Raw genomic sequence first — 23,750 nt, 5'->3', positions numbered from 1 at the left:
TATCGTACCTAAGCACAGGGGGATTCATGAGGGCAGTTCTACCGGTCGTACTCGCAGCGCAGTTCGTCGTGCCGATGTCGATCTCGGGCACAGCCATTGCGCTTCCGGTCATCGCAGCAGATCTCGGCTCCGATCCCACGCCACTGCAGTGGGTCGTCAACGGCTTCAACGTCGCGTTCGCCCTCTTCACCGTCGTCTGGGGTGCGGTGTCGGATCGCATCGGCCACCGCACGTCGTTCCGCATCGGCGTACTGGTCACGGCCACAGCGAGCCTGGTGAGCGCACTCGCGCCCTCTCTGCTCGTACTCGATGCGTCGCGGGTGGTCGCGGGTATCGGTGCCGCTGCGGTTCTGGTGGGCTCCACGTCGATCCTGTCGCTGCATTTTCACGGGACCGAACGGGCCACGGCATTCGCCCTGTTCGGCACCGTCAACGGGCTCGGGTTGGCACTGGGTCCGACGATCTCCGGGCTGCTGATCGCCGCGGTGGACTGGCGCGGAGTGTTCGCCGCTCAGGCGATGGTCCTTCTGATCGCGGCCGTCGGCACGCTGGCCCTCCCGGCCCTGCGAAGCCAATCCACCGCGAACCGTCTGCTCGATTTCGGCCTGCTGCGCAACCGCCGATTCCTCGCGCTGTGCCTGGTCCCGGTCGCCGGAGCCATCGGCTTCGTCACCCTGCTCACCTATCTGCCCGGTGCGCTCAGCGCAGTCGCGTCTCTGACCCCCGGACAAGCGGGGCTGTTCATGCTGGCCATGACGATCCCGGTATTGATCGCCCCACTGACCATCGCCAGGCTGACCGCGATGTTCGACGCCGTGACCCCCAGCCGCGTCATTCTCGCGAGCCTGGGCTGCCTCGTTCTCGGCAATCTCGGCATGCTGGCCCTGCAACCAGGCGTCTCGCTCGCCGCCGTCGTGGTCCCGATGATTCTGTTGGGGTTCGGGTTCGGGCTCCCCATCGGTTTGGTCGACGGCGAGGCACTCGCCGCGGTGCCGCCGCAGAGCAGCGGCACCGCCGCCGGGGTACTCAATCTGTTCCGCATCGGCAGCGAGGCCGTCATGGTCGCCGGCTATGCCTGGCTACTGGCCTTCTTCGTCCGCGGACGGGTGTCGAACAAGGTCGACGCCGACGCCGCTGCATCCGGGCAACCCGGATTCGCCGATGCCTATGCCCCCGCTTTCACCGAGGTGATCGTCCTCGTCGTCGCCACTGTCGCCGTCACCGCAGCGGCAATCATTACGCTTTCCCGGACGGCACGTTCCGACGTATCGTCGGCGAATGCCCTTTCTGCAACCGGTGACCCTCTCTGACGATCTCGTGACTCTGGAGCCGTTGAGCCACGACCATCTCGAAGGACTGTCCGACGCCGCCCGCGACGGCGAGTTGTGGAACCTCTGGTACACCAGCGTGCCGAAACCCGAGGACATGGCGGCAGAGATCGATCGTCGGCTCGGATTGCTCGAAGCAGGAACCATGCTTCCGTTCACGCTGCGCCGCAACGACACCGGCCAGATCATCGGCTCGACCACGTTCTGCAACGTCGACTCGAACAACCGTCGCGTCGAAATCGGGTACACCTGGAATGCCCGCTCCGCGCACGGAACCGGTACCAATCCCGCGAGCAAACTGCTGCTGTTGACGCATGCATTCGAGGAATGGGAATGCATCGCCGTCGAATTTCGCACCCACTGGATGAACGTGCAGTCGCGGACGGCGATCGCGAAACTGGGTGCGAAGCAGGACGGGATTCTGCGCAATCATCAACGCATGTCCGACGGTTCGTTGCGCGACACCGTCGTGTTCTCGATCATCGAATCCGAATGGCCCACCGTCCGCAACGAACTCCGCAGGCGTACCGCACGGTAGGTTGACCCCATGCGTGTGGATGGGCGGGACATTCCCGTAGCGGGAAACCTGCTTCAGCCGCTGGTGCGGAGAACCAGCGACATCATTCGAGTCGTATCGGCCGCGGCACTGCTGGGCGTGGTGATCGCCGGTTCGCTGATCACCAGAAATCAGTGGGATGCGCTCGAGGAATCGGTATCGAACATCGTCGGCGTGCTCAGCCCCGACCAATCCAATGCCGTCTACATCGTCTACGGCGTCGCCATTCTCGCGCTCCCGTTCGGCGTCCTGATCGGACTGATCGCGGGCCGCAAGTGGAAACTGCTCGCCGGGTACGCGGCCGCGGCTCTGCTGGCCGCGCTGGCGCTGTCGATCACCGGTACCGGGATCTCCACTCCCACCTGGGACCTCGATGTTCCCGAGCGACTCGACACGTTCCTCGCGCAGTTCCTCGACGATTCTCGCTGGATCGCGATGCTGGCTGCGGCTCTGACGGTCTCCGGCCCGGGTCTACCCGCGAAGTGGCGTCGCGCATGGTGGACGCTGTTGCTCGCGTTCGTGCCGATGCACCTGGTCGTCTCCACCGTGGTCCCGGCTCGCTCGATGCTCGGACTCGCGGTCGGCTGGCTCGTCGGAGCCGTCATCGTGTTGCTCGTCGGCACACCGGCGCTCGAGGTTCCGCTCGACGCGGCGGTTCGCCTGTTCCACAGCCGCGGAGTCACCGTTCGCAGCTTCACCGTCGTCCGTCCGGCCGGCCCCGGCCCGTTGGTGTTGAACGCACACACTCCCGACGCCGATGTGGTGGTCGAGTTGTACGGGCAGAATCAGCGCAGCGGCGGTGCCCTGCGCCAGTCCTGGCGGTGGATCACGCTGCGTGGCAGCGAAACTGCGCCACTGCACGCGTCGATGCGCCGGGCAGTCGAGCATCGCGCCCTGATGGGCCTGGCCATCAAGGGATTGGGTGCGGCGGGCAGTCACCCGCTGGCGGTGGCAGCACTCGACAGAGGTTGGACCCTGTACGCGCACAGCCTTCCCATCGGTGATCCGATCGAGGCGGAGCACGACGACGCCACCCTTGGCGCCCTGTGGTCGGCCCTGAACACGCTGCACGAGAACCAGATCTCCCACGGCGACCTGCACCGCGGCGATCTGAGGATCCACGACGGTAATGCCCTCTTCTGCGGTTTCGGCCATGCCGAACTCGGTGCGTCGGAATCCCAGATGCAATCCGACGTCGCGCAGTTGTTGCTCACCACGGCAGACCTGTTCGGCTCCCAGCGCGCCGTCGCGACCGCCATCGACGTACTCGGCTTCGAGACCGTGATCGCAGCCTCGGGTCGATTGACCAAGTCCGCCATCCCGCCTCGCATTCGCCAATCGGTTCGCGATGCAGGCAAGACGATGAAGGCTGTCCGGCTCGAGGTACTGGAGCAGACCGGTGCCGCCAAGATCGAGGCCGAACAGGTCACCCGCTTCAGCCGAAACCAGATCATCTCGCTCGTGTTGTTGATCGGATTGGTCTACGTCGCGTACCCGTTCATCAGTGCGGTGCCTGCGTTCGTCACCGAACTCGGTTCGGTGGACCGGTGGTGGGTTCTGCTCGGGTTGGCGGTCTCCGCTCTGACATACGTCGGTGCCGGAGCTGCGTTGTGGGCGTGCGCGTTCGGCAAGGTCAGCTTCTGGAATCTGACGGTCATGCAGGTTGCCAACACCTTCGCCGCGACGACGACCCCTGCGGGCGTCGGAGGGCTGGCTCTGAGTGTGCGATTCCTGCAGAAGGGCGGATTGGGTGCCGTTCGCGCGACGGCGGCTGTGGCACTGCAACAGTCGGTGCAGGTGATCACGCACGTGAGCCTGTTGATCTTCTTCAGCGTCGTCGCTGGTACCTCCTCGGGGTTGTCGAACATGGTGCCCGGCAACACCGTGCTGTATCTGATAGCGGGTGCCGCATTCGGTGTCGTCGGAACTTTCATGTTTGCGCCCAAGTTACGCCGGTGGCTCCGAGTCGCCGTCCGGCCGCAGATCAAGGAAGTACTCACCGAACTGGGTGAGCTCGCGCGTGATCCCAAGCGCTTCTCGATCATCATCCTCGGCTGCGCGGCGACGACGTTGGGCGCCGCGCTCGCATTGTGGGCGAGCATCGAGGCCTTCGGCGGCGGCACGACGTTCGTCACCGTGACGGTCGTGACGATGATCGGCGGAACTCTTGCCTCCGCCGCGCCGACGCCGGGCGGTGTGGGTGCCGTGGAGGCCGCGCTCATCGGCGGTCTGGCCGCCTTCGGAGTGCCCGCCTCCATCGCCGTCCCATCGGTCTTGCTCTACCGCGTCCTGACCTGCTGGCTGCCGGTGTTTCTGGGGTGGCCGACATTGCGGTGGCTCACCAAGCGAGACATGGTCTGACCCACCAGCCGACAGGGTGTATGCCTGATTTCGGCCTCGCCACAGGTGGCGCTGGTAGCGTTCGCAATGGTCGGGGATCTGCCCAAGAGAGGTATGCCCATTTCCAAACCGGGACCCGTGGTGACGGCCGAGGGCCGTACGCGGTACAGGCCTGGGATCGGCACCCCTCTCGACAGTGTCGAGGACGACTACACCTACTTCGCGAACACCGCACGCGAGCGTTGGGTGCGTTACTTCATCGGGCTCGTCACGCTCCTGTTCGGTGTATCCGGCGTCCTGATGGTGCCCACCGGAATCCACTACGAGGGCTTGGACCTTTTCGTCTTCGTCGGCTCGTTGACAACAATTCCGGTGGCGATCGCCTGGTTCCTGCGGCCGTGGCCGTCACCGCGCGTGGCCAACGCCTTCGTTCTGTACGCCGACATCGGCGTCGTAGCCACCCTGTTCAGCAGCACGAACCACCTCGTCCCGCTGACCGGGTGCATGATGTTCACCATCGTGGCGGTCTTCACCGTCATAGCCAGCTCGTATCGAGTGATGTGGGCTCACCTCGCCGTCTCGATGGCGGTGGTCATCACTCTGGCCGTCCTCGCGGTGAATCAGGGAACGAACCCGTGGCTGGTGGCCGCGACCGCGGTCACCGTCGTCACGTTGTACCTCACCCCACTGATGATGCGGGCTTACATTCGATATCTGCGTTCTCGGGCGTCGGGTGCAGTCACCGATTCGTTGACGGGACTGTTCAACCGGCGTGGATTGCTCGAAGCGATCGACGGCGTCGGGATCGCGTACGCCGACGATGCATCCGATCGAACCATCGGCGTCACTGTTCTCGACATCGACCGGTTCAAGGAGATCAACGACCGGTTCGGTCACCCGACCGGCGACGCCGTGTTGATCGAGATCGCAGCGCGACTGACCGCCGCGGTCCCGCGGACGTCGGTGGTCTCGCGCCTGAGCGGAGACGAATTCGTGGTCGTACACGTCGGTTCTCCCGGCGACATCGAATCGACTGTCGACAAGATCCGGAGCGGTCTCGACGAGACGTTCTCCGGGCCGCCGTTCACCGCCAGCCTCGGATCTGCCGTGGAAACTCTCGGGAGCGAACCCGTCACCCCGACGGTCGTGCGCAAGCTGATCGCACTGGCCGATATCGAGATGTATCGCAACAAGTCTCGGCTGGCCGAGGACGACGGCAGCGTGCGCGGCAGCAGCACCGGAACGCGAGCCGACATTCGCGCACGCATCGAAAGTCTGATCTCGCGAGGTGGGCCGGACGTGGTGTTCCAACCCATCTGCGACACCGTCACCACTACCGTCGTCGGCTACGAGGCGCTCTCGCGCTTCCCGTTCGGCTACGGCTCGCCGACGATGTGGTTTCGCGACGCCACCAACGCCGGAATCGGGCCGCTTCTCGAAGTCGCGGCGATCGAACGTGCCCTCGTTGCCGCCGAGTCGCTGCCCCGCGGAATCTTCATCTCCCTCAACGCATCTGCCGGCACTATTCGCTCCACCGACCTGGCTGCGAAGCTACGGCCGTTCCAGAAAGACCGAGCGTTCCACATCGAGATCACCGAGCACGAGCGGGTCGACGACTACCGCGCGGTCGCTCGAACCATCGAATCCTTGCGCGTGGCGGGCATCTCGATCTCCGTCGACGACGTCGGTGCCGGCTTCGCCGGCCTTCGCCAGGTGGTCGAATTGCGGCCCGACACTCTCAAGGTCGACTACGCATTGGTGCACGGAATCGACACCGATACGGTCCGTCGGGCCGCTGCTGCATCGGTGATCGGATTTGCACACGAGATCGGCTCGACCGTCATCATGGAGGGCGTCGAGACGGAGGCGGAACTGCAGGTCGCGGTCGAACTCGGAGCCGACATGGTGCAGGGCTTCCTCACCGGCCGACCACTTCCGTTGGCGAACATCATCGAGTGATGTTGCGCTAGCGCGCAGTGAACTCAGATCGACGAATCGACGGTGAACTTCGTCAGCGCAGGCGCAGCAGCCAGCAGCGGCGGCAACTCGGTGATCTTGCCCGGTCCGGCGCGGAACTCGCGGTACTTCGCATCGGCCTCGGACGATTCCCACGTCTCGTAGGCGACGACATGCGCCTCGTTGGCCTCGTCCACCCACACCTCGACGCCGAGGCAGCCCTCGAACGCACGGGTATCGGCAAGCACCGTGCGCAGCAACGCACGCGCATCGGCAAGAGATTCGGGCTTGAACGTCAGATCCAGTGTTGCGATGAGGGCCATGACTCCACACTAGTCATCTCAGCCGAAGAGCCAAGTAGAACTCGATTCTGTCCTCCAGCCGCGACAGGTCACGGCCGGTGAGTTCCTCGATGCGCTGCATTCGGTAACGCACAGAATTGACGTGCATGTGTAGTTGCTCAGCGCATCGGGTCCACGCACCGTTGGTGTCGAGGTAGACCGACAGCGTCGCGATGAGATCGCTGTTGTGCTGATCGTCGTACTCCGTCAGGGGATCGAGAAGCCTCGAGGTGAACATCCGGCGGACGTCGTCGGGAACGTTTGCCAGAAGTATTGTCAACGTTGCCAATTCGTCGTGTCCGACGACACTGCAGTCCGCGCCCCGCCCCTCGGCGAGCCTGCGGGCGTAGCGCGCTTCCTCGATTGCGGTTCTGATGTCGGCGGCCGCGGTGGGAGCACTGACCCCGATGGTGGTGCCGCTGCCGATCAATCCCGGAGTCACGGACTGGACGGCACGCCGAACGGAGTCGGTCTTGTCGGTGCGTGCCTCCACCAGAGCGATGGCCTCGTTCTCGACGACTCCCAACGTGATGTCGCGAGGTGCCAGCAACTCTCGCAGCAGCGGCCGGAGCTCACCGAGCCGTAGTGTCTCGCCGGACGTAGCGGCAACGATTGCCGCATAGCGTGTTTCGGTATCGAGTCCGATGACGTGCATCTGCGCCAGGATGTCGGCCGCTGTCGCGCCGCCCACGATGGAGCGGACGAATTCCTGAGCCAGGATGCCCGATCCGGACACGCGTTCGTCGACGCGACCGCGTTCGACTGCGACGATCGACGCCAACTGCCCGGCCAGCGACATCCTCGGGACATCCCATGTCTGCCAATCGCTTTCGAAGGCGACGAACCAGTCCACAACGCGCGGGGTGACCTCCCCGTCGACCGGAAAGATCGACACCCGCTGCGTTCGGCAGTACCGCGGCAGACGTACCGACGTCATGAACTCTCGTGCGACGGCTGCAGTGTCGGGTGGGTTCTCGGATCCGGCGAGAACGCGTCCCGACGAGGTGACGACCCAGCACTTCATACCCAGATCGGAACTCACCATCTCGAGCAGCGGCCCCAGGCCGCCGCCGGGTCCGGCACTTGCCACCAGGCGTCGATGCCGGTCCAGCACGAGGCTCAGATCCGATGCTCGCGCCGTCGAGAGCTGCCGGACGACACTTTCGGTGACCGTGGCGAAGGCGATGTCGGCCGGCACCCGAAACAGCGGCAGACCGTGTTCGCGGCAGGCATCGATCAGATCGTCCGGCACGACACCGCCGTCGGAGGCCGCCAGCGCCGCGATTCCGGCCTTGGACACCGCCTGGACGAAGCTTCTCGAATCCTCGGGGCCTGCCCGCCACATCAAACCGGTCAGCACCAGTTCGCCGCCGCTGAGGTACCGCCTCGGATCGAGCATGTCGGTGGTGACGACCCACCTGATCGTCGGGTCGAAATGCTCGGGAGTCACGATCGGCTGCAGCTTCAGATCGGGGAGATCGGCCAGATCACGCAGTCTCACGCTGTCATCGACCTCCTCTTCGTATGATCCTCCAAAACCTACACTGTGATCGGCGTCATACTTCGTCGTTCCTGTCTCTCGTTCGCATCGCACCCGGCGGCTGTACTGGGTGAACACGAAATATGGACAGCGAGCGGAGCACCGAATATGGATTTCCTGCGACCACAGACCTGGAGCGACGCGTTGGCAGCAAAAGCCGACGACGTCGACGTGGTGCCCATTCAGGGCGGCACCGACGTCATGGTCGAGATGAACTTCGATCTGCACCGGCCGGGCGGATTGCTGGACCTGAACCCCATCACCGAACTCACCGAGTGGCAGCAGCTCCGCGACGGAACGCTTCGGGTAGGAGCCGGCGTGCCGTACGTGCGCATCATCGCCGAACTCGGCGACCGGCTTCCCGGCATCTCCCAGGCGTCCCGCACCGTCGGTTCGCCGCAGATCCGCAACCGCGGCACCGTCGGCGGCAACCTCGGCGGCGCATCCCCCGCCGGTGACCTGCACGCACCCTTGCTCGCTGCAGGCGCGACTGTGGAAGTGGAATCGGCGGCACGCGGCGTACGGATGATCCCCGCCACCGAGTTCTACCTCGGCGTCAAACGCAACTGCTGTGAGCCCGACGAGCTGATCCGTGCGTTCCACGTCAAGCCGGCGGCGGGACCTCAGTACTTCTCCAAGATCGGCACTCGCAACGCGATGGTCATTGCAGTCTGCTCGTTCTCGATCGCACTGTTTCCGCAGGAGGGCCGCGTAGGCACCGGTCTCGGCTCCGCTGCGCCGACGCCGCGTCGGGCTTACGATGCCGAGAACTACCTCGCGGCCGAACTCGACTGGGACGGTGCCCTCGATCCGCGGGTGTCCGAGGAATTCGGCCGATTGGTCAGTGCGGCAGCAAGTCCCATCGACGACGTCCGAGGCACTGCCGACTACCGCAAGCACGCCCTCTCAGTGATGGCCCGGCGCACGCTGGGTTGGGCATGGCGAGACCTCACAGCCGCACGGAAGGTGGCCTGAACATGCGAGTCAACTGCACCATCAACGGAAAAGACATGGAAGCCGACGACGTCTGGGAGGGCGAGAGTCTGCTGTACCTGCTGCGTGAACGCATGGGGCTTCCCGGATCCAAGAACGCGTGCGAACAAGGTGAATGCGGATCGTGCACGGTCTATCTCGACGGTATCCCGGCGTGCGCCTGCCTGGTGGCCGCCGGACAGGTCGAGGGCCGCGAGATTCGTTCCGTCGAAGGCCTCGCCGACGGCGACAAGCTCGACCCGATGCAGGAGGCGTTCGTCGAGTGCGGAGCCGTCCAGTGCGGCTTCTGCACCCCGGGACTCGTAGTCCAGGCGCACGATCTCATCGAGCGCGTTCCCAATCCGTCGGACGTCGAGATTCGCGAGTCTCTCGCCGGAAACCTCTGCCGCTGTACCGGATACGAGAAGATCCTGGACGCGGTACGGCTCGCAGCAACCCGAAAGGCCGAAGCCAAATGACCACCGTCATCTCGGGTGCGTACATCGCCCCGATCGTCGGCGACGAAATCCCGAACGGGTACCTTGTCGTTGAGGGCACCACGATCAGCGCCATCGGATCGGGCCCGGCACCGATCATCGCCGGGGCCGAGACGATCGATGCGTCCGGCTGCCTCGTCACCCCCGGCCTGGTGAACACTCACCACCATCTCTACCAGTGGGCCTCTCAGGGTCTCGCCAAGGACAGCACCTTGTTCGAATGGCTTGTTGCACTGTACAAGCCGTGGTCCAAGATGGACGCCGAGGTCGTCGGCGGTGCTGCAGCGGCCGGGCTGGGATGGCTGGCGAAATCGGGGTGCACCACGAGCACCGATCACCATTACATCTTCCCCAAGGGCCGAGGCGACCTGTTCGCCGCCGAGATCGATGCGGCACAACGCATCGGCGTCCGATTCCAACCGTGCCGCGGCTCGATGGACCGGGGTGTGTCCGACGGCGGTCTGCCACCGGACGAGGTGGTCGAGTCGCTCGACGACATCCTCACCGCGACGGCCGAGGCCATCGACACCTATCACGACGCGTCCTTCGGTTCCATGCTCCGTATCGCGGTCGCACCCTGTTCGCCCTTCTCCATCAGTAAAGAGCTGCTCGTGGAGTCGGCCGGGCTTGCTCGCGCCAAAGGCGTTCGGCTGCATACCCACCTGGCCGAAACGCTGGACGAGGAAGAGCACTGCCTCGCTCAGATGAACTGCACCCCGGTCGAGTACATGGAGCAGGTCGGCTGGCTCGGTGACGACGTGTGGTTCGCCCACGCAGTCCACCTGCACGATTCCGACATCGCGAAGATGGCGGCCACCGGTACCGGTACCGCGCACTGCCCGAGCTCCAACGCACGACTCGGCGCGGGTATCGCCCGGATCTCGGACCTGCTCGCCGCCGGCGCGCCCGTCGGCCTCGGAGTCGACGGCTCGGCCTCGGCCGAGATGGTGCCGCTGGCCGGAGAGGTTCGGCAGGCAATGTACATGCAGCGAGCCAAGTACGGACCGACAGCACTGACCGCGCGTCAGGCACTCGAGATCGGAACCCTCGGCGGCGCAACGGTACTGGGTCGTCAGAGCGAGATCGGCTCGTTCGAGGTCGGTAAGCTGGCCGACATCGCGATCTGGCGCACCGACGGGTTCTACTCGGCCGTGGACGACCCGATCGTCGCGTTCGCCTACGGGCAGACACCTCCGCTGGCTCGCTTGATGGTGGGCGGTCGAACGATCGTCGAGAACGATGTCTTGACCAGCGCACCGCAGGACGAAATAGGCCGCGCCGGAGCCGATGCGCACCGTCGCCTGATGAAACTCGCGGAGGACGTGCTGTGAGCGCCCCGACCACTACACCCCGGCAAGCTCCCGCCGACATCCCCGCACCGGGACGCGGTCGCGTCGGCGACAGTCCGCTTCGGCCCGACGGTACGTTGAAGGTGAAGGGTGAATTCGCATATTCATCCGACCTGTTCATCGACGGCATGCTCTGGGGCGCAACGCTTCGCAGCCCGCATCCCCGTGCGAAGATCGTCTCCGTCGACATCTCGAAGGCGTTGGCAACACCCGGCGTCGAAGCTGTCCTCACGCACGAGGACGTTCCGGGACGTAAGTGCTTCGGCCTCGACCACACGTGGGACCAGCCGGTGTTGGCCTTCGACGAGGTGCGGCACGAGGGTGAACCGATAGCGCTGATCGCAGCCGACCATCCCGAGACCGCCAGGCGCGCAATGGAAAAGATCGTCGTGGTCTACGACGTGCTCGATCCCCTGACCGATGCCCGCCGCGCAGCCCTGGATCCGGACTACCCGAAGGTGCAGGAACGCGGCGGAGTGGCGCGGCATCAGCCGGTTCGCGTCGGCAACGTCGCCGCAGCTCGGGCGACCGCGGACGTTATCGTCAGCAGCGACTTCGCAGTCGGGATCCAGGACCAGGCATTTCTCGGACCGGAATCCGGACTGGCCGTACCGGCCGAGGACGGCGGCGTCGACCTCTACGTCGCAACGCAGTGGATGCACAACGACCTCGCGCAGATCGGCCCGTGCCTCGGACTGCCCGAAGAGAAGATCCGGATGACGCTCGCCGGCGTCGGCGGAGCATTCGGTGGCCGCGAGGACCTCTCGATGCAGATCCACGCCGCGATGCTCGCCATGCACACCGGCAAGCCCGTCAAGATCGTCTACAACCGCTACGAGTCGTTCTTCGGTCACGTGCACCGCCACCCGGCGCAGATGCACTACGAGTACGGTGCGACCCACGACGGCAAACTCCTGTTCGCCGATGTCGAGATCATCCTCGACGGCGGCGCCTACACCTCGGCCACCCTGAACGTCGTCGGCAACGCGGCCTCGCTCGGCGTCGGACCGTACATCATTCCCAACATCGAGATCGATGCCTACGGGGTGTACACCAACAACCCTCCGTGCGGCGCGATGCGTGGATTCGGCGCAGTACAAGCATGTTTCGCGTACGAGTCGATGATGGACAAGCTCGGTGAGGCCTGCGGCATCGGACCGGTCGCGATCCGGCAGATCAACGCCGTCAGCCAGGGCTCGATCCTGGCGACCGGTCAGGTCATCGAAGCGCCCGCGCCGCTCGCCGAGATGCTCGCCCGAGCCGAGGCGATGGAACTCCCCGAGCCACTGGATGCGTCGGACATTCGGAATCTGCCGGGCGGGGCTTCCCAGACGACCCACGGCGAAGGAGTCGTACGGGGGATCGGCTACGGCGTCGGCATCAAGAACATCTGCTTCTCCGAGAACTACGACGACTACTCCACTGCTCGCGTCCGTCTCGAGGTGATCGGCGGCGAGGCAACGGCATTGGTACACACCGCGGCCGCAGAGGTGGGCCAGGGACTGGTGACGTTGGAGGCGCAGATCGCCCGCACCGAACTCGGCGTCACCAAGGTCGTCATCCACCCGGCCGACACCAAGGTCGGCAACGCGGGATCGTCCTCGGCGTCCCGGCAGTCGTACATGACCGGTGGTGCCGTCAAGACCGCGTGCGAGGCCGTCCGCGAGGCGGTGTTCGTCTTGGCGGGCCTGTACCTCGGGCGTGCAGTGGCCGACCTGAGCCTCGACGGCGGCAAGATCGTTTCGGCCACCGACGGTGTGCTGGCGACGATCGAGGATGTACTCGGCGACCGAGTCATCGAGCAGACCCGCGAATTTCACCATCGCCCCACCAGCGGAATGGATCCGGTGACCGGACAGGGCGCGAGCCACACCCAGCTCGCCCTGTGTGTCCACCGCGCTGTGGTGGACGTCGACGTCGATCTAGGGCTCGTGAAGGTGGTCGAGATGGCCGCTGTTCAGGACGTCGGCAAGATCCTCAACCGTCTCTCGCTCGAGGGCCAGATCCACGGCGGCACAGCGCAGGGCCTCGGCCTTGCGGTGATGGAGGAGATCGTCGTCGTCGACGGTTTGGTGAAGAACCCGTCGTTCACCGACTACCTCATCCCGACGATTCTCGACATGCCGCCCATGAAGCTGGACATACTCGAGAACCCGGATCCGTTGGCACCCTACGGCCTTCGCGGCGCGGGCGAGCCGCCCACGCTGTCGTCGACACCCGCCGTCGTCGCTGCCATCCGCAACGCCACCGGACTCGCCTTGACCCGAGTTCCCGTGCGACCCGAACACATCGTCAACCCCTGATTCATTCGATGAGACCTTCTCCAGCACAGCGCGACCCGAGGCCAACTCCCCCGGCACGGTCACCGTCACACGCTCGGACAAGGTTGATCACGCCCTGGGAGGGCCGATCATGACCGATGTACACACACCCAGTACTCGCAAGAGTGGACGAGGTCGATCTCAGATCGACAAGTTCTTCGATATCACCGGCCGAGGCTCTTCGGTATCGCGTGAGATCCGCGGCGGCGTCACCACCTTCGTGGCGATGGCGTACCTGATCGTTCTCATTCCGTTGATCATCGGCGATGCCCGCGATGTCACGGGTGCGACTCTCGATGCGGCGCAACTGTCGACGATGGTCGCACTGTCCGCAGGCCTGACGACGATCCTGATGGGAGTTGTCGGTAACGCGCCCCTCGCGATGGCCGCGGGCCTCGGCGTGACACCCATCGTGGTGTTCCAGGCTGCCCCGTACATGACCTGGCCGCAGGCAATGGGACTGGTGGTACTCGAGGGCGTGGTCATTGTCGTCTTCGCCCTCACCGGTATTCGGCAGCTCATCATGGACGCGATCCCCTTGGTGCTCAAACAGGCGATCGGCGTCGGAATCGGTGCATTCATCGCTCTGATCGGATTGGTCGACGCCGGGTTCGTCGGTCACCACGAGGTCGCTTCGACGGCAGTCACTCTCGGTACCTTCGGCAAGCTCGCCGGCTGGCCGGTGTTCGTCTTCTGCGTCGGCATGATCCTGATGATCATGCTGTTCGTCCGCCGAGTTCCCGGCGCGATGCTGATCGGCATCTTCGTCGCCACCAATCTTGCGATCATCCTCAACTCGGTGTTCGACATCGAACCTGAGGCGTGGGGACCGGTTGTTCCGAAGGTGCCCGATTCCATCGTCGCCACACCGCAATTCGACCTGCTGTTCAACGTCGACCTGTTCGGCGGGTTCGCTCGGGCAGGTGTCGTGACGGCCTCGGTGGTGCTGTTCACGCTCGTGCTCTCGGGCTTTTTCGACGCCATGGGCACCATCCTGGGCGTCGGCGAGGAAGCGGGCCTGGTGGACAAGCAGGGCAGGATGCCGGGCCTGAGCCGCATCCTCACCGTCGACGGCATCGGTGCCATCGTCGGAGGTGCGATCAACGGCTCCGCCAACACTGCCGTCGTCGAGTCCGCTGCCGGCGTCACCGAAGGTGCCCGAACCGGTCTCGCGAGCGTCGTCACCGGCGGACTGTTGACCAGCCTGATCTTCTTCACCCCGCTGGCCGGAGTGGTCCCGGTAGGGGCAGCGGCACCGGCTCTCGTTCTGGTGGGCGCGCTGATGATGACGCATGTACGCAAGATCGACTGGGAGAACACCGAAATCGCGATCCCGGCGTTCCTGACGATCGTGCTGATGCCCTTCACGTACTCGATCACCGTCGGCGTCGCGGCAGGCGTCATCTCCTACACCCTCGTCCGCATTGCCAAAGGCAAACTGCGCCAGACGCATTGGCTGCTCTATCTGATGTCGGGAATCTTCCTGGTCTACTTCGCCCTGCACCCCATCGAAGAAGCGTTGGGAATTTCGTAGCGTGAAAGAGATCGTCGATCGTCTGACTGCCTGGGACCACGCAGGTGTTCCCTACGCGGTGGCGACGGTCATCGCGGTATCCGGAAGTGCTCCACGGCTTCCGGGTGCCGCGATGGCGGTCTGCGCCGACGGAGAGGCCGTCGGCAGCGTCTCCGGCGGCTGCGTCGAAGGTGCCGTGTACGAGCTGTGTCACGAGGCTCTCGAGACCGGCGAGTCCAAACGAGAGTCGTTCGGCTACAGCGACATCGACGCCTTTGCGGTTGGCTTGACCTGCGGAGGAGTGATCGAGGTGTTCGTGCCCCTCGGCCCTCCGCGGGCCGTGCTCGCCGCCATCGCGTCGGACGCGGCAGTGGCCACGGTGACGATGCTTTCGGGATCCGGGCAGTCTCTCGCGGTGTCCGCCACCGCAACGATCGGCACCACCGGGTTCTCCGACGTCGACGCCGTGGTGGTCGGTGAGGCACTGGCCATGCTTGACGGCGGTGGCACCGGCATCCGGTCGGTGCGGTGCAGGCCGGATCTCGACGTGTTCGTCCAGTCTTACGCCACCGCGCCGCGGCTGCTGATCTTCGGGGCCATCGACTACGCCGGGGCTCTTGCCCGCGTGGGCAAGTTCCTCGGGTATCACGTGACGGTCTGCGATGCGCGCCCCGTATTCGCCACTACTGCACGGTTTCCCGACGCCGACGAGGTCGTCACCGAATGGCCGCACAGCTACCTGGCGCGGACGCCGGTGGATGCCCGAACGGTGATCTGCGTCCTCACTCATGACGCAAAATTCGACGTGCCGCTGCTCGAAGTTGCCCTGCGACTGCCTGTTGCGTTCGTCGGGGCGATGGGGTCGCGCCGGACTCACGAGGATCGCGCGGCCCGGTTGCGGGAGGTGGGGCTGACCGAGCAGGAGCTCGCACGCTTGAAGTCGCCGATCGGCTTGGACTTGGGTGCGAGAACTCCAGAGGAAACTGCGCTGGCCATCGCGGCGGAATTCGTCGCTGTGCGACGCGGGGGTAGCGCGCTGCCACTGACACGCACCGGCGGCCCGATCCACCACGACGGGGCGAATGCCAAATACGCATAGTTCGATGCCGTCGGGCTCGGGGCCACTCACATGCTCGATCGCGGCGGCAGAACGATAGCCCACGCGCGTTCGACATGATGGTTGATTTCGTTGCTGGACAATCGCTGCCGCGGTTCATCGACCCTCTCGTCAGGGACGGTCGGCCCATTCCTGATTCGCGACATCCGTACGCGCCGTGGGCGCGCGTACCCCTACACGCCAGTCCCTCTTTCCTTCGGGTTCCGCGCAGCGATCAGAGGTGCTGGTTGTAAAAGGTTGCGAGCCTGTCGACGGCCTGATGCACGTACTTCGCCTCGTCGTACATTTCGTAGTGGCCGGCACCTTCGACGATGAGCAGGTCGACGGGATTCGGGGCCATTTCCCACAACGCTATTCCTGCTTCGTACTGTCCGGTGTTGCCTTTCCGACCGGCGATGATCACTTGGAGGGGTTGAGTTAGCAGCGGATCGACGAGGTGAAACGCGTCGTAGCCCATCAGGAGTGAATCGCTTCGTGACAGTCGGCGGTTAGTGGAATGTTCGTGGCTGCCGCGAGGAGTGCGGTAAAAAGCTATCGCTCGAGTGCTGTCGATGTCTGTGATGCCAAGTGCAACTGCGTTTTCGGGAGTATCGGGCAGCCAGTTCACGCGCTCGACCGTACCTGCGGCCACGTGCGCTGATCGGGACGCGGCGAGTTCGTCGAGGGCTGCGGCTGGGCCGTTCGGGGCTGAGCCCGCGCGCCAGGCCGCTCCGATGTTGCTCGCGACGACGGTGCCGACGGCTTTGATGCGGTGGTCGGTGCGGGCCGTGTGGACTGCGTATCCGCCTCCAGCGCAGATCCCGAGGGTTCCGATGCGTTCGGCATCGATCATGTCGAGTTTTGTCACTTCGTCGATCACGTACGAGATGTCCTCGCCCCGACGGTAGGGATCTTCGAGATCGCGTGGTTCTCCGCTGCTTTGGCCTTGGTAGGCGGGGTCGAACGTGATGGCTGCGATTCCACTCCGGGCGAGCCCTGCTGCGTAGTTGGCCCCGATCTGCTCCTTGACGCTGCTGCCCGGCGTGGACAGCACTATGAGTGGATGCGGCTGCGTCTGATCGAAATTGCTGGGTAGGTGGAGATCGGCCGCGAGGGTGAGGGTGCCTCGAGGGATGGATAGGTGCTCGATCATAAAAGCTTCTCCCGTACTCTTGTTCAGCTTCGCAATGTCAGCAAGATGTGATTGTTCGATATAGAACTAGTACGAAACTGTACCAGTTGAGGAGGGGTGTATGGAGTCGACCGATTCGGCGCAGTTGTGGAAGTTGAACCACAGGCTCTTGACGCGAGTGATGAACGCGGCTTCGCCGCAGTTCGACGATCTCGGGATCGAGACCAAGGAGTTCTTCGTTCTCGACGAGGTGGACAACTGCAAATACCCCGCCGAGTTGGCCGCACAATTGATGTTGCCCAAAGCCAGTGTCACCGTTTATCTTCGTTCACTTGTCGCCAAGGGCTTGGTTACCCGGGAGATCGATGAAACCGATCTGCGTCGTCATCGACTATCGACAACGACGGAGGGTCGAGTGGTCCTGGAGCGAGCGCTTGCTGCTCTCGCTGCAGAGTTCGGCGCGATGATGGACAAGGTGGGAGAGCGAGATAGGGCCGACTTTCGGAGGATCCTGCTGTCGATCGTGACGGACGAGTAGTCGACCCAGTCTCGTCACGAGCAATGTTCGACGCAGTCAGGGCGGATTGCCTCGCGAGTTCGCAAACCGTCGGCACTGGATCGTTGGTCCTTGGCATGAAGCCGATCGATCGATTCACCCTCGTGACCAATACGATGAAGAGGTCCGAAAAGACGACGTCCGGGTCATAGCCCGTCGGCTTCTGCCCGGCACCATCCACCGGTCGGGAAATCACGGCCTCCTGCGCTTCACCTTACGGTAGAGAGCGTGGGCAAGAGTTCCACCTGATCCCTCGACATGGGTCACTTCGCCGAACCCTGCACGGAACATTGCCAGCTCAGCGGCCTCGGATTGCGGGTCTTCCTTTCTTGTCGGAGGGTCGCGATACTCTTTCTTCAGTTCGAACATGCGTTCTGCACTTGTTCTCACCGGGGGGTGAAAAGGGATGGCAGTACCGACCGTGTCGTTGGAGGCGTTGACTGCCGCTGCGCGTGCAGAAAATCGTCACGCGTTCCGCAAGATTTCCGCCTGCTACGACGTCCATCGGAGCTGGATCACCCACGACACCAAGCACAAGCACTACAGCCGATACGGACGCACCGAAATGGCAACCGCGTTGGGTTGCTCCGCCACCGTCGCCGAATCGTACGTGTCCGTCGGCGTTGCCCTGCACACCCGACTTCCTCTGGTCAAGACCGCGTTCGAGGCCGGCGATATTGACCTCCCGCGAGTGCGGACGGTGTGCCGGATCCTCGACAACCTCTCCGACGAGATCGTCACGTCCGTCGAGGACGAGATCGTTGAAGCAGCGCAACGCAATTCGCCCGGTCCGCTCGAGAATGAGATCTGGGACATTCTGCTGCGGGTCGCGCCGGAGGAAGCGGCGGCGCTGCGGGAGTTCGCGAAACGATTCCGCCATGTTTCCTACAGCCCGGCCGGTGAGTTGGCGCGGATTCGAGCGGAATTGACCGCACCCGAGGCGGCGGCGGCGTGGCAGTTGCTCGAGGAGATGGCCGACACGCTCTGCTCGAAGGATCCCCGCGGCAAGAAGGAACGCCTGTGCGATGCGTTCATGGCCCGCATGCACGGTGAACCACGCTTGGCATGCCTGTGCCAACGTGATGACTGCCCGAAAAAGGATGCGGCATTGCCCGATCGGCGGGTGCCGTTGACGATGGTCACCGTCGACATCGCCACCCTCATCGGACTGCTCGCGAACCCGGCGTACTTGGCCGGTCACGGATCCATCGACCCCGACCTCGCGCGGGAGTTGGCGCGCAACAGTCACTGGCAGATCCTGCTCACCGAAGCAGTGACCCTGGCCGAGAAACTCGGACTGGCTGTGCAGGACCCCGAGACCGGGGAATGGGAACGACGCCCGGCCAGCGAGACGGCAGGGGCTGCACCAGGACCCGAGACGGGGGAAGGAACGGGAAGCGAGACGGGAACGGCGACAGACACCGACGCAGACAGAGACCAAGACGAAGACGCGGACTCGGCTGCTGATGCTGATGCTGATGAGGGGATTGGGTCGGCCGCGGATTCGGGGGCGGAGGCTGATTCCTCGAACGTACCGACTTCGGCAAGTTCACCTGCACCTGCACCTGCTCCTGCACGTGCACCGGTGAACATCTCGACACCGGCACCAGCGGCACCGGCAAATGAGGTCGACGAGACAGGCGAAGTCGACGATGCCCGGGAAAGCGGTGAGGCCGACGAGGCCGCGCCCATAGCTGCGGCCGACCCGTCGGCAACTCCCGACCCAGGTGCCGCCAATCCTGTGCGGAAGCACGCAGCAACACGCGCAGGGGTACCGGTGACCGACCCGTCAGCGGAGGCAACGTCTCACACCGACCCTGAGGCAGCTGCACCGCCTGAACCCGCGTCAGCTTCACGATCACCTGCGGAACAGACATCGCCGGCACCCGATATCGCACCGAACTCTTCGGAATCACGCTCGTCCACAACACCATCCGGCTCCACAGCATCGGGCTCTGCAGCATCCGGTTCAACGTCAGCCCAAGGCCCGGCACCAGGAACAGGCGCGGCCGCGGCTGCCGCAAGCACCAACCGACACCAGCGCCGCCTGGAATCGTTGACTTCCGCAGCAGCCCTGTTCTGCACCCACACACCCGTCGGCAAGGGCACACGGCACAGCTCTGCCCTCGACCTGCCCTCCGCGATCCGGCGCAACCGGACGATCCGCACAGCAGGCCACACACCCTCACACCGCACACCGGCAGGCATCTACCTCGGCAACGCCTCACTGGCCGCGGCACTCGAAGCCGCCATCGCCGCCGACCCCACCCTCGGCACATCCGTCGCACGCGACCCACTGACCGACCGCGCCCTGATCTACCGACCCGACGCACTCACCACCGCGGCAGTACGCCTGCGCGACCGACACTGCCGCTTCCCCGGCTGCCACCGACCCGCGGACCGCTGCCAACTCGACCACGTGATCCCGTTCGATCACGCCAACCCACTCGGCGGCGGCTGGAGCACCGTCAACAACCTTCAATGCCTGTGCGAGTTCCACCACAGCGTCAAAACCGCCGGCTACTGGAAAGCCGTCATGCTGCCCGGCGGCGCGATCCTGTGGACCTCCACCTCGAAGACCACCCGAATCACCCTGCCCGCCAACGGAACAGCACTACCCATCGCCGGCAACGACCTCAGACCACACATCCCCACCAAACCCAGACGATCCGGCATCATCGCCTACCCCAACCCACCCGACAACCAACAACCCGAGACGGACGACACGGCAGCACCGCCGTTCTAGTCCCGCGACAGCAGACGCCCCGTCGAGGATTCCGAACCTGAGATCCATGACCGTCGCACCACACCTGACAAGCCCAGTCGGTCGTAAGCAGTGACCGGGTTGCGGTGGTACAGCTGCGCGACGTCGACGGTGAATTTCTCGTCGGGCGCGAAAGCCACAAGGTCTGCAGTGCTGCCGATTTCGATGCGCCCTCGATCCGTCATGCCCACCTGGTCGGCCGTATTGGTTGCCATCCATCGCACGATGTCGGTCAGTGCACAACCGCGGGATCGCGCCTCGGTCCACACCGCAGCTAGTGACACTTGCAGCGACGCGATGCCACCCCAGGCATCGCCGAAATCTCCGGTGTCGAACCGCTTGAGGTCGGGGGTGCAGGGAGAGTGGTCGGTGACGATGGTGTCGATCGTGCCGTCGAGCAGGCCTTGCCACAGCGCCTCTCGGTTGCCGGCCTCGCGGATCGGCGGGCAGCACTTGAACTGGGTCGCCCCCGCCGGCACGTCCTCGGCGTCGAAACACAGGTAGTGCGGGCATGTTTCGACAGTCACCCGCACGCCGTCACGCTTTGCCGCCGCAATCATCGGTAACGCATCCGCGCTCGACAGATGCAGAATGTGCACCCGACACCCTGTCTGACGGGACAGCTCGATCACCTGCTCGATGGCCCGATTCTCGGCCGCCCGAGGGCGCGATTCGAGGAAACCCGAGTACTCACGACCCGCCGCGGACGGGGCCTCGGCGATGACCTCGGCGTTCTCCGCATGCACGATCATCAGACCGTCGAACGACGCGATCTCGATCAGAGCCTTCTCCAGCTCCGGAATTGTCAGCGGCGGGAACTCGTCCACACCCGACGCCAGCAGGAAGCACTTGAATCCGAAGACCCCTGCGTCGTGCAACGGCCGCAGCTGGTCGACGTTTCCGGGAATTGCACCGCCCCAGAATCCCACGTTGACCAATGACTGATCGGCCGCCACCCGGCGCTTGATCTCCAGAGAGGCAACATCGACCGTCGGGGGAATGCTGTTGAGCGGCATATCGACGATGGTCGTGATGCCACCCGCCGCGGCCGCCCGTGTAGCGCTGGCGAACCCCTCCCACTCGGTGCGCCCCGGCTCGTTGACGTGCACGTGGGTATCGACCAACCCGGGCAGCAGAACCTCGTCCGGCCCGAGCTCGACCACCGTCCCAGCAGCCGCCGAAGCATCCACATCGTAGGAATCGATAGCCACGATCAGGCCGTCCCGGACAGAGATCGACGCTGAGACCTCTTGTCCGCCGATCACGGCGCGAGCGGCGCGAAGAACCAGATCAGACTGCACTGGAGACAGCCTGGAGCTCGGAGGACTTCCATGCGACATCTGCCGCGTCGAGGGCGTCGGCGTCGAGCTCGCCGAACAACCGCAACCGAGACAAACCGCCGTCGGGGTACACATCGAGCCGTAGGTGTGTGTACGCCTCCGTCTCGTTCAGCAGGAAGCGGTGACGCGTGTCCGGCTGCACCGCGGTGCGCGCAAGAATCTCGGTCCACGCCGTCGGATCGGTGCTGTGTCGGCGACGAGAATCGATGGCGCTGAGTCGAACCCACCCCGGTGCGTTGCCGACGTAGTAGCTCGTGTCGACCTCGACGTGCCGGGGTGCGCCGGGTGCCGCGAGTGCGAAGACCGCGTAGTCGTTGCCGCCGTTGCGACGACGGGAGTTCTCCCAGCCCTCGCCCATATTCCGGGCACGTCCGGGCAGGATGATGTTGGCGGGGGACGAATAGAAGGCATCCGAACAGTCGGTCAGCCGGGCACCGTTCTCCGCGGCGAGCAGGTCGATGGTCCCCCCGAGGAAGCGAGGGTCCTGCACGACCTCACCGTGCACGCGGAACCGAGCCACACCGCCGTCCGGGTAGATGGACAGACGTACGTGCGTCCACCGGTGCCGATCCGCCACCTCATAGGTATTCGCTGTATCACCCACTGCCGCAGACTTGTCCACGATGGTGTGCCACTCCGCCTCCAGCACATCGTCGATGGACGGGTAGCCCTCGATCGATGCCGCTTCGATGGAAACGAACGGCGGGTAGTTGCCGGTGAAGTGTGCGGTGTCGACCACAACGCCGTGCACGATGCCCGGCGCGCCGAGACGTACGATCGCCCAGTCGTTCCCACCCTCGTCACGACGACGTCGAGTCTCCCACCCGTCGTACACCTTTCCCTTGTGGCCGAAGTCCGCCGGATCGAACAGCGGAGCGTCGGGCTTGATCAGGTTCTCGCGCTGGGCGAACAGTTCGTCGTTCGCGGCCGAGACGCTGCCGCCGAAGGCTCGGGACGCGAGATCGGTCAGCGAGGTGAAGTGCGTGGTGCTCATGAGAGTCCTTCCGAAACAGGGGAGAGTGTGGTGGCAATGTTGCGGCCGACGTGGCGGAGCAGAGTTGCCGCGTCGCGCATGGAGATTCGAGGGTCCGGCTCGAGCTCGGACAACGCATAGGAGGCAACGATCCCGTGAGTGCGCAGGCGGTCCAGGCCGATGACGCTGCGCCCCGCGACGGTGATCACCGGAACACCCGCTTCACGCGCTGCGTGCGCGACACCGATGGGTGCCTTGCCGTAGAGGCTCTGCTCGTCTAGTGAGCCCTCGCCGGTGACGACCAGATCTGCTCCGGCCAGGGCACCGGCGAAGTCGATCAGCTCGAGCACGGTGTCGATACCGGGCTTGGCAACCGCACCGAGTACAGCGATGGCTCCGAACGCAGTGCCACCTGCCGCACCGGTGCCGGCGATACCACTGGCATCCCGTCCGATTGCGTTGCGCACCAGATGCGCCCACTGCCGCATTGCGTGTTCGAGGTACATCAATTCCTGCGGTCTGGCACCCTTCTGTGGCCCGTAGACCGCTGCTGCTCCGGTCCGGCCGAGCAAAGGGTTGTCGACGTCGCAGGCCAGCTCGAACACCGCGTTCCGAACCGACGGCAAGAGACCGGACACGTCCAGCTGTACCGCGCCACGTAACGCTCCGCCACCGCGCGCGACATCGTTGCCGTCGGCGTCGAGGATGCGTGCCCCCAGCGCCGTCAGCATGCCCGCACCGCCGTCGGTGGATGCGCTGCCCCCGAGCCCGACGACGATGCGCCGCGCACCTGAAACGGACCCGACGCCGGACCCGAGCGCGTGCGCGATGACGGTGCCCAGGCCGAACGTGCTGGCTCCCAGCGCATCCGAGCGACCGCCCGGCAGGAGCTCGAGCCCGACCGCCGAGGCGAGTTCGACGACGGCAGTATCACCACGACGGGCATACGACGTATCGACCGGCTCACCGGTCGGTCCCGAGCACGTGACGGCCACCCGGTCCCACCCGGCGGTGACGGCAGCATCGACGGTGCCGTCACCCCCATCGGCGACGGGTAGGCACACCGTCTCGAGCGACGGGTCGACCGACACCAGACCGTCGGCCAACGCCCGAGCGACCTCGGCCGCGGACAGCGAACCCTTGAACTTGTCGGGAGCCAGCAGAATTCGCGTCATC

18 protein-coding genes are annotated in these 23,750 nt (G+C 64.9%); 12 read left to right on the top strand and 6 right to left on the bottom strand.

What is annotated here, in order from left to right:
* The first annotated feature begins 26 nt into the window (after window positions 1-26).
* The 4 genes from QM797_RS03860 to QM797_RS03845 all read left to right on the top strand — a co-directional run bounded on the left by QM797_RS03860 (window position 27) and on the right by QM797_RS03845 (window position 6,183).
* A complete protein-coding gene (locus QM797_RS03860; RefSeq protein ID WP_283273814.1) occupies window positions 27-1,310 on the top strand; it encodes an MFS transporter in 1,284 nt (427 codons plus the stop codon).
* Complete coding sequence (locus tag QM797_RS03855; protein WP_283273813.1) at window positions 1,279-1,866, top strand: GNAT family N-acetyltransferase; 588 nt, start codon at window positions 1,279-1,281, stop codon at window positions 1,864-1,866. Before QM797_RS03860 ends, QM797_RS03855 begins: the two co-directional genes overlap by 32 nt.
* Window positions 1,867-1,875: 9 nt before the next feature.
* The gene (locus tag QM797_RS03850; protein WP_283273812.1) at window positions 1,876-4,245 is read left to right on the top strand and encodes a lysylphosphatidylglycerol synthase transmembrane domain-containing protein; all 2,370 of its coding nucleotides are present in this window, start codon (window positions 1,876-1,878) and stop codon (window positions 4,243-4,245) included.
* Window positions 4,246-4,338: 93 nt separating this feature from the next.
* Window positions 4,339-6,183, top strand: coding sequence for a bifunctional diguanylate cyclase/phosphodiesterase (locus QM797_RS03845; protein ID WP_283273811.1), 1,845 nt, complete (start codon window positions 4,339-4,341; stop codon window positions 6,181-6,183).
* 23 nt (window positions 6,184-6,206) lie between these two features.
* On the opposite strand, the gene QM797_RS03840 is transcribed toward QM797_RS03845, so the two are convergent.
* Together QM797_RS03840 and QM797_RS03835 are read right to left on the bottom strand one after the other, a co-directional pair.
* Window positions 6,207-6,503 (bottom strand): putative quinol monooxygenase, encoded by a 297-nt coding sequence (locus QM797_RS03840; RefSeq protein WP_283273810.1) that lies wholly within the window; start codon window positions 6,501-6,503, stop codon window positions 6,207-6,209.
* Window positions 6,504-6,516: 13 nt separating this feature from the next.
* A complete protein-coding gene (locus QM797_RS03835) occupies window positions 6,517-8,022 on the bottom strand; it encodes a PucR family transcriptional regulator (RefSeq protein WP_283273809.1) in 1,506 nt (501 codons plus the stop codon).
* 147 nt (window positions 8,023-8,169) lie between these two features.
* Here QM797_RS03835 and QM797_RS03830 point away from each other — a divergent pair, with 147 nt between their 5' ends.
* The 6 genes from QM797_RS03830 to QM797_RS03805 all read left to right on the top strand — a co-directional run bounded on the left by QM797_RS03830 (window position 8,170) and on the right by QM797_RS03805 (window position 15,812).
* Entirely contained in the window at window positions 8,170-9,036 is an 867-nt protein-coding gene (locus tag QM797_RS03830; protein WP_283273808.1) for an FAD binding domain-containing protein, read from the top strand.
* Between the two features lie 2 nt (window positions 9,037-9,038).
* Entirely contained in the window at window positions 9,039-9,512 is a 474-nt protein-coding gene (locus tag QM797_RS03825; RefSeq protein WP_283273807.1) for a (2Fe-2S)-binding protein, read from the top strand.
* Complete coding sequence (locus tag QM797_RS03820; protein ID WP_283273806.1) at window positions 9,509-10,861, top strand: 8-oxoguanine deaminase; 1,353 nt, start codon at window positions 9,509-9,511, stop codon at window positions 10,859-10,861. The genes QM797_RS03825 and QM797_RS03820 overlap by 4 nt, the downstream gene beginning before the upstream one ends.
* A complete protein-coding gene (locus QM797_RS03815; protein ID WP_283273805.1) occupies window positions 10,858-13,182 on the top strand; it encodes a xanthine dehydrogenase family protein molybdopterin-binding subunit in 2,325 nt (774 codons plus the stop codon). Before QM797_RS03820 ends, QM797_RS03815 begins: the two co-directional genes overlap by 4 nt.
* A gap of 109 nt (window positions 13,183-13,291) precedes the next feature.
* Window positions 13,292-14,734, top strand: coding sequence for an NCS2 family permease (locus tag QM797_RS03810; protein ID WP_283273804.1), 1,443 nt, complete (start codon window positions 13,292-13,294; stop codon window positions 14,732-14,734).
* A 1-nt stretch (window position 14,735) separates the two neighbouring features.
* The gene (locus QM797_RS03805; RefSeq protein ID WP_283273803.1) at window positions 14,736-15,812 is read left to right on the top strand and encodes an XdhC family protein; all 1,077 of its coding nucleotides are present in this window, start codon (window positions 14,736-14,738) and stop codon (window positions 15,810-15,812) included.
* A 232-nt stretch (window positions 15,813-16,044) separates the two neighbouring features.
* Here QM797_RS03805 and QM797_RS03800 read toward each other — a convergent pair whose 3' ends face one another.
* Window positions 16,045-16,962, bottom strand: a complete 918-nt coding sequence (locus QM797_RS03800) for an alpha/beta hydrolase (RefSeq protein WP_283273802.1) — start codon at window positions 16,960-16,962, stop codon at window positions 16,045-16,047.
* 100 nt (window positions 16,963-17,062) lie between these two features.
* Here QM797_RS03800 and QM797_RS03795 point away from each other — a divergent pair, with 100 nt between their 5' ends.
* Both QM797_RS03795 and QM797_RS03790 read left to right on the top strand, forming a co-directional pair.
* Window positions 17,063-17,479, top strand: coding sequence for a MarR family winged helix-turn-helix transcriptional regulator (locus QM797_RS03795; RefSeq protein WP_283273801.1), 417 nt, complete (start codon window positions 17,063-17,065; stop codon window positions 17,477-17,479).
* Between the two features lie 424 nt (window positions 17,480-17,903).
* On the top strand, window positions 17,904-20,243 hold the full coding sequence (locus QM797_RS03790; protein WP_283273800.1) for an HNH endonuclease: 2,340 nt from the start codon (window positions 17,904-17,906) through the stop codon (window positions 20,241-20,243).
* Here the strand turns inward: QM797_RS03790 and allB are convergent.
* Genes allB through QM797_RS03775 form a run of 3 tightly spaced genes read right to left on the bottom strand, consistent with a single transcriptional unit; the run spans window position 20,240 to window position 23,749 of the window.
* Window positions 20,240-21,601 (bottom strand): allantoinase AllB, encoded by a 1,362-nt coding sequence (gene allB, locus QM797_RS03785; RefSeq protein ID WP_283273799.1) that lies wholly within the window; start codon window positions 21,599-21,601, stop codon window positions 20,240-20,242. The two genes, QM797_RS03790 and allB, sit on opposite strands and share 4 nt — an antisense overlap.
* A complete protein-coding gene (alc, locus tag QM797_RS03780; RefSeq protein ID WP_283273798.1) occupies window positions 21,552-22,595 on the bottom strand; it encodes an allantoicase in 1,044 nt (347 codons plus the stop codon). The genes allB and alc overlap by 50 nt, the downstream gene beginning before the upstream one ends.
* The gene (locus QM797_RS03775) at window positions 22,592-23,749 is read right to left on the bottom strand and encodes a glycerate kinase (protein WP_283273797.1); all 1,158 of its coding nucleotides are present in this window, start codon (window positions 23,747-23,749) and stop codon (window positions 22,592-22,594) included. Before QM797_RS03775 ends, alc begins: the two co-directional genes overlap by 4 nt.
* Between the last annotated feature and the right edge of the window lies 1 nt (window position 23,750).

Source organism: Rhodococcus sp. IEGM 1381 (assembly GCF_030056795.1).
Lineage (GTDB): Bacteria > Actinomycetota > Actinomycetes > Mycobacteriales > Mycobacteriaceae > Rhodococcoides.
The sequence above is the reverse complement of the archived record's forward strand: the minus strand, read 5'-3'. Positions and strand labels throughout refer to the sequence as shown.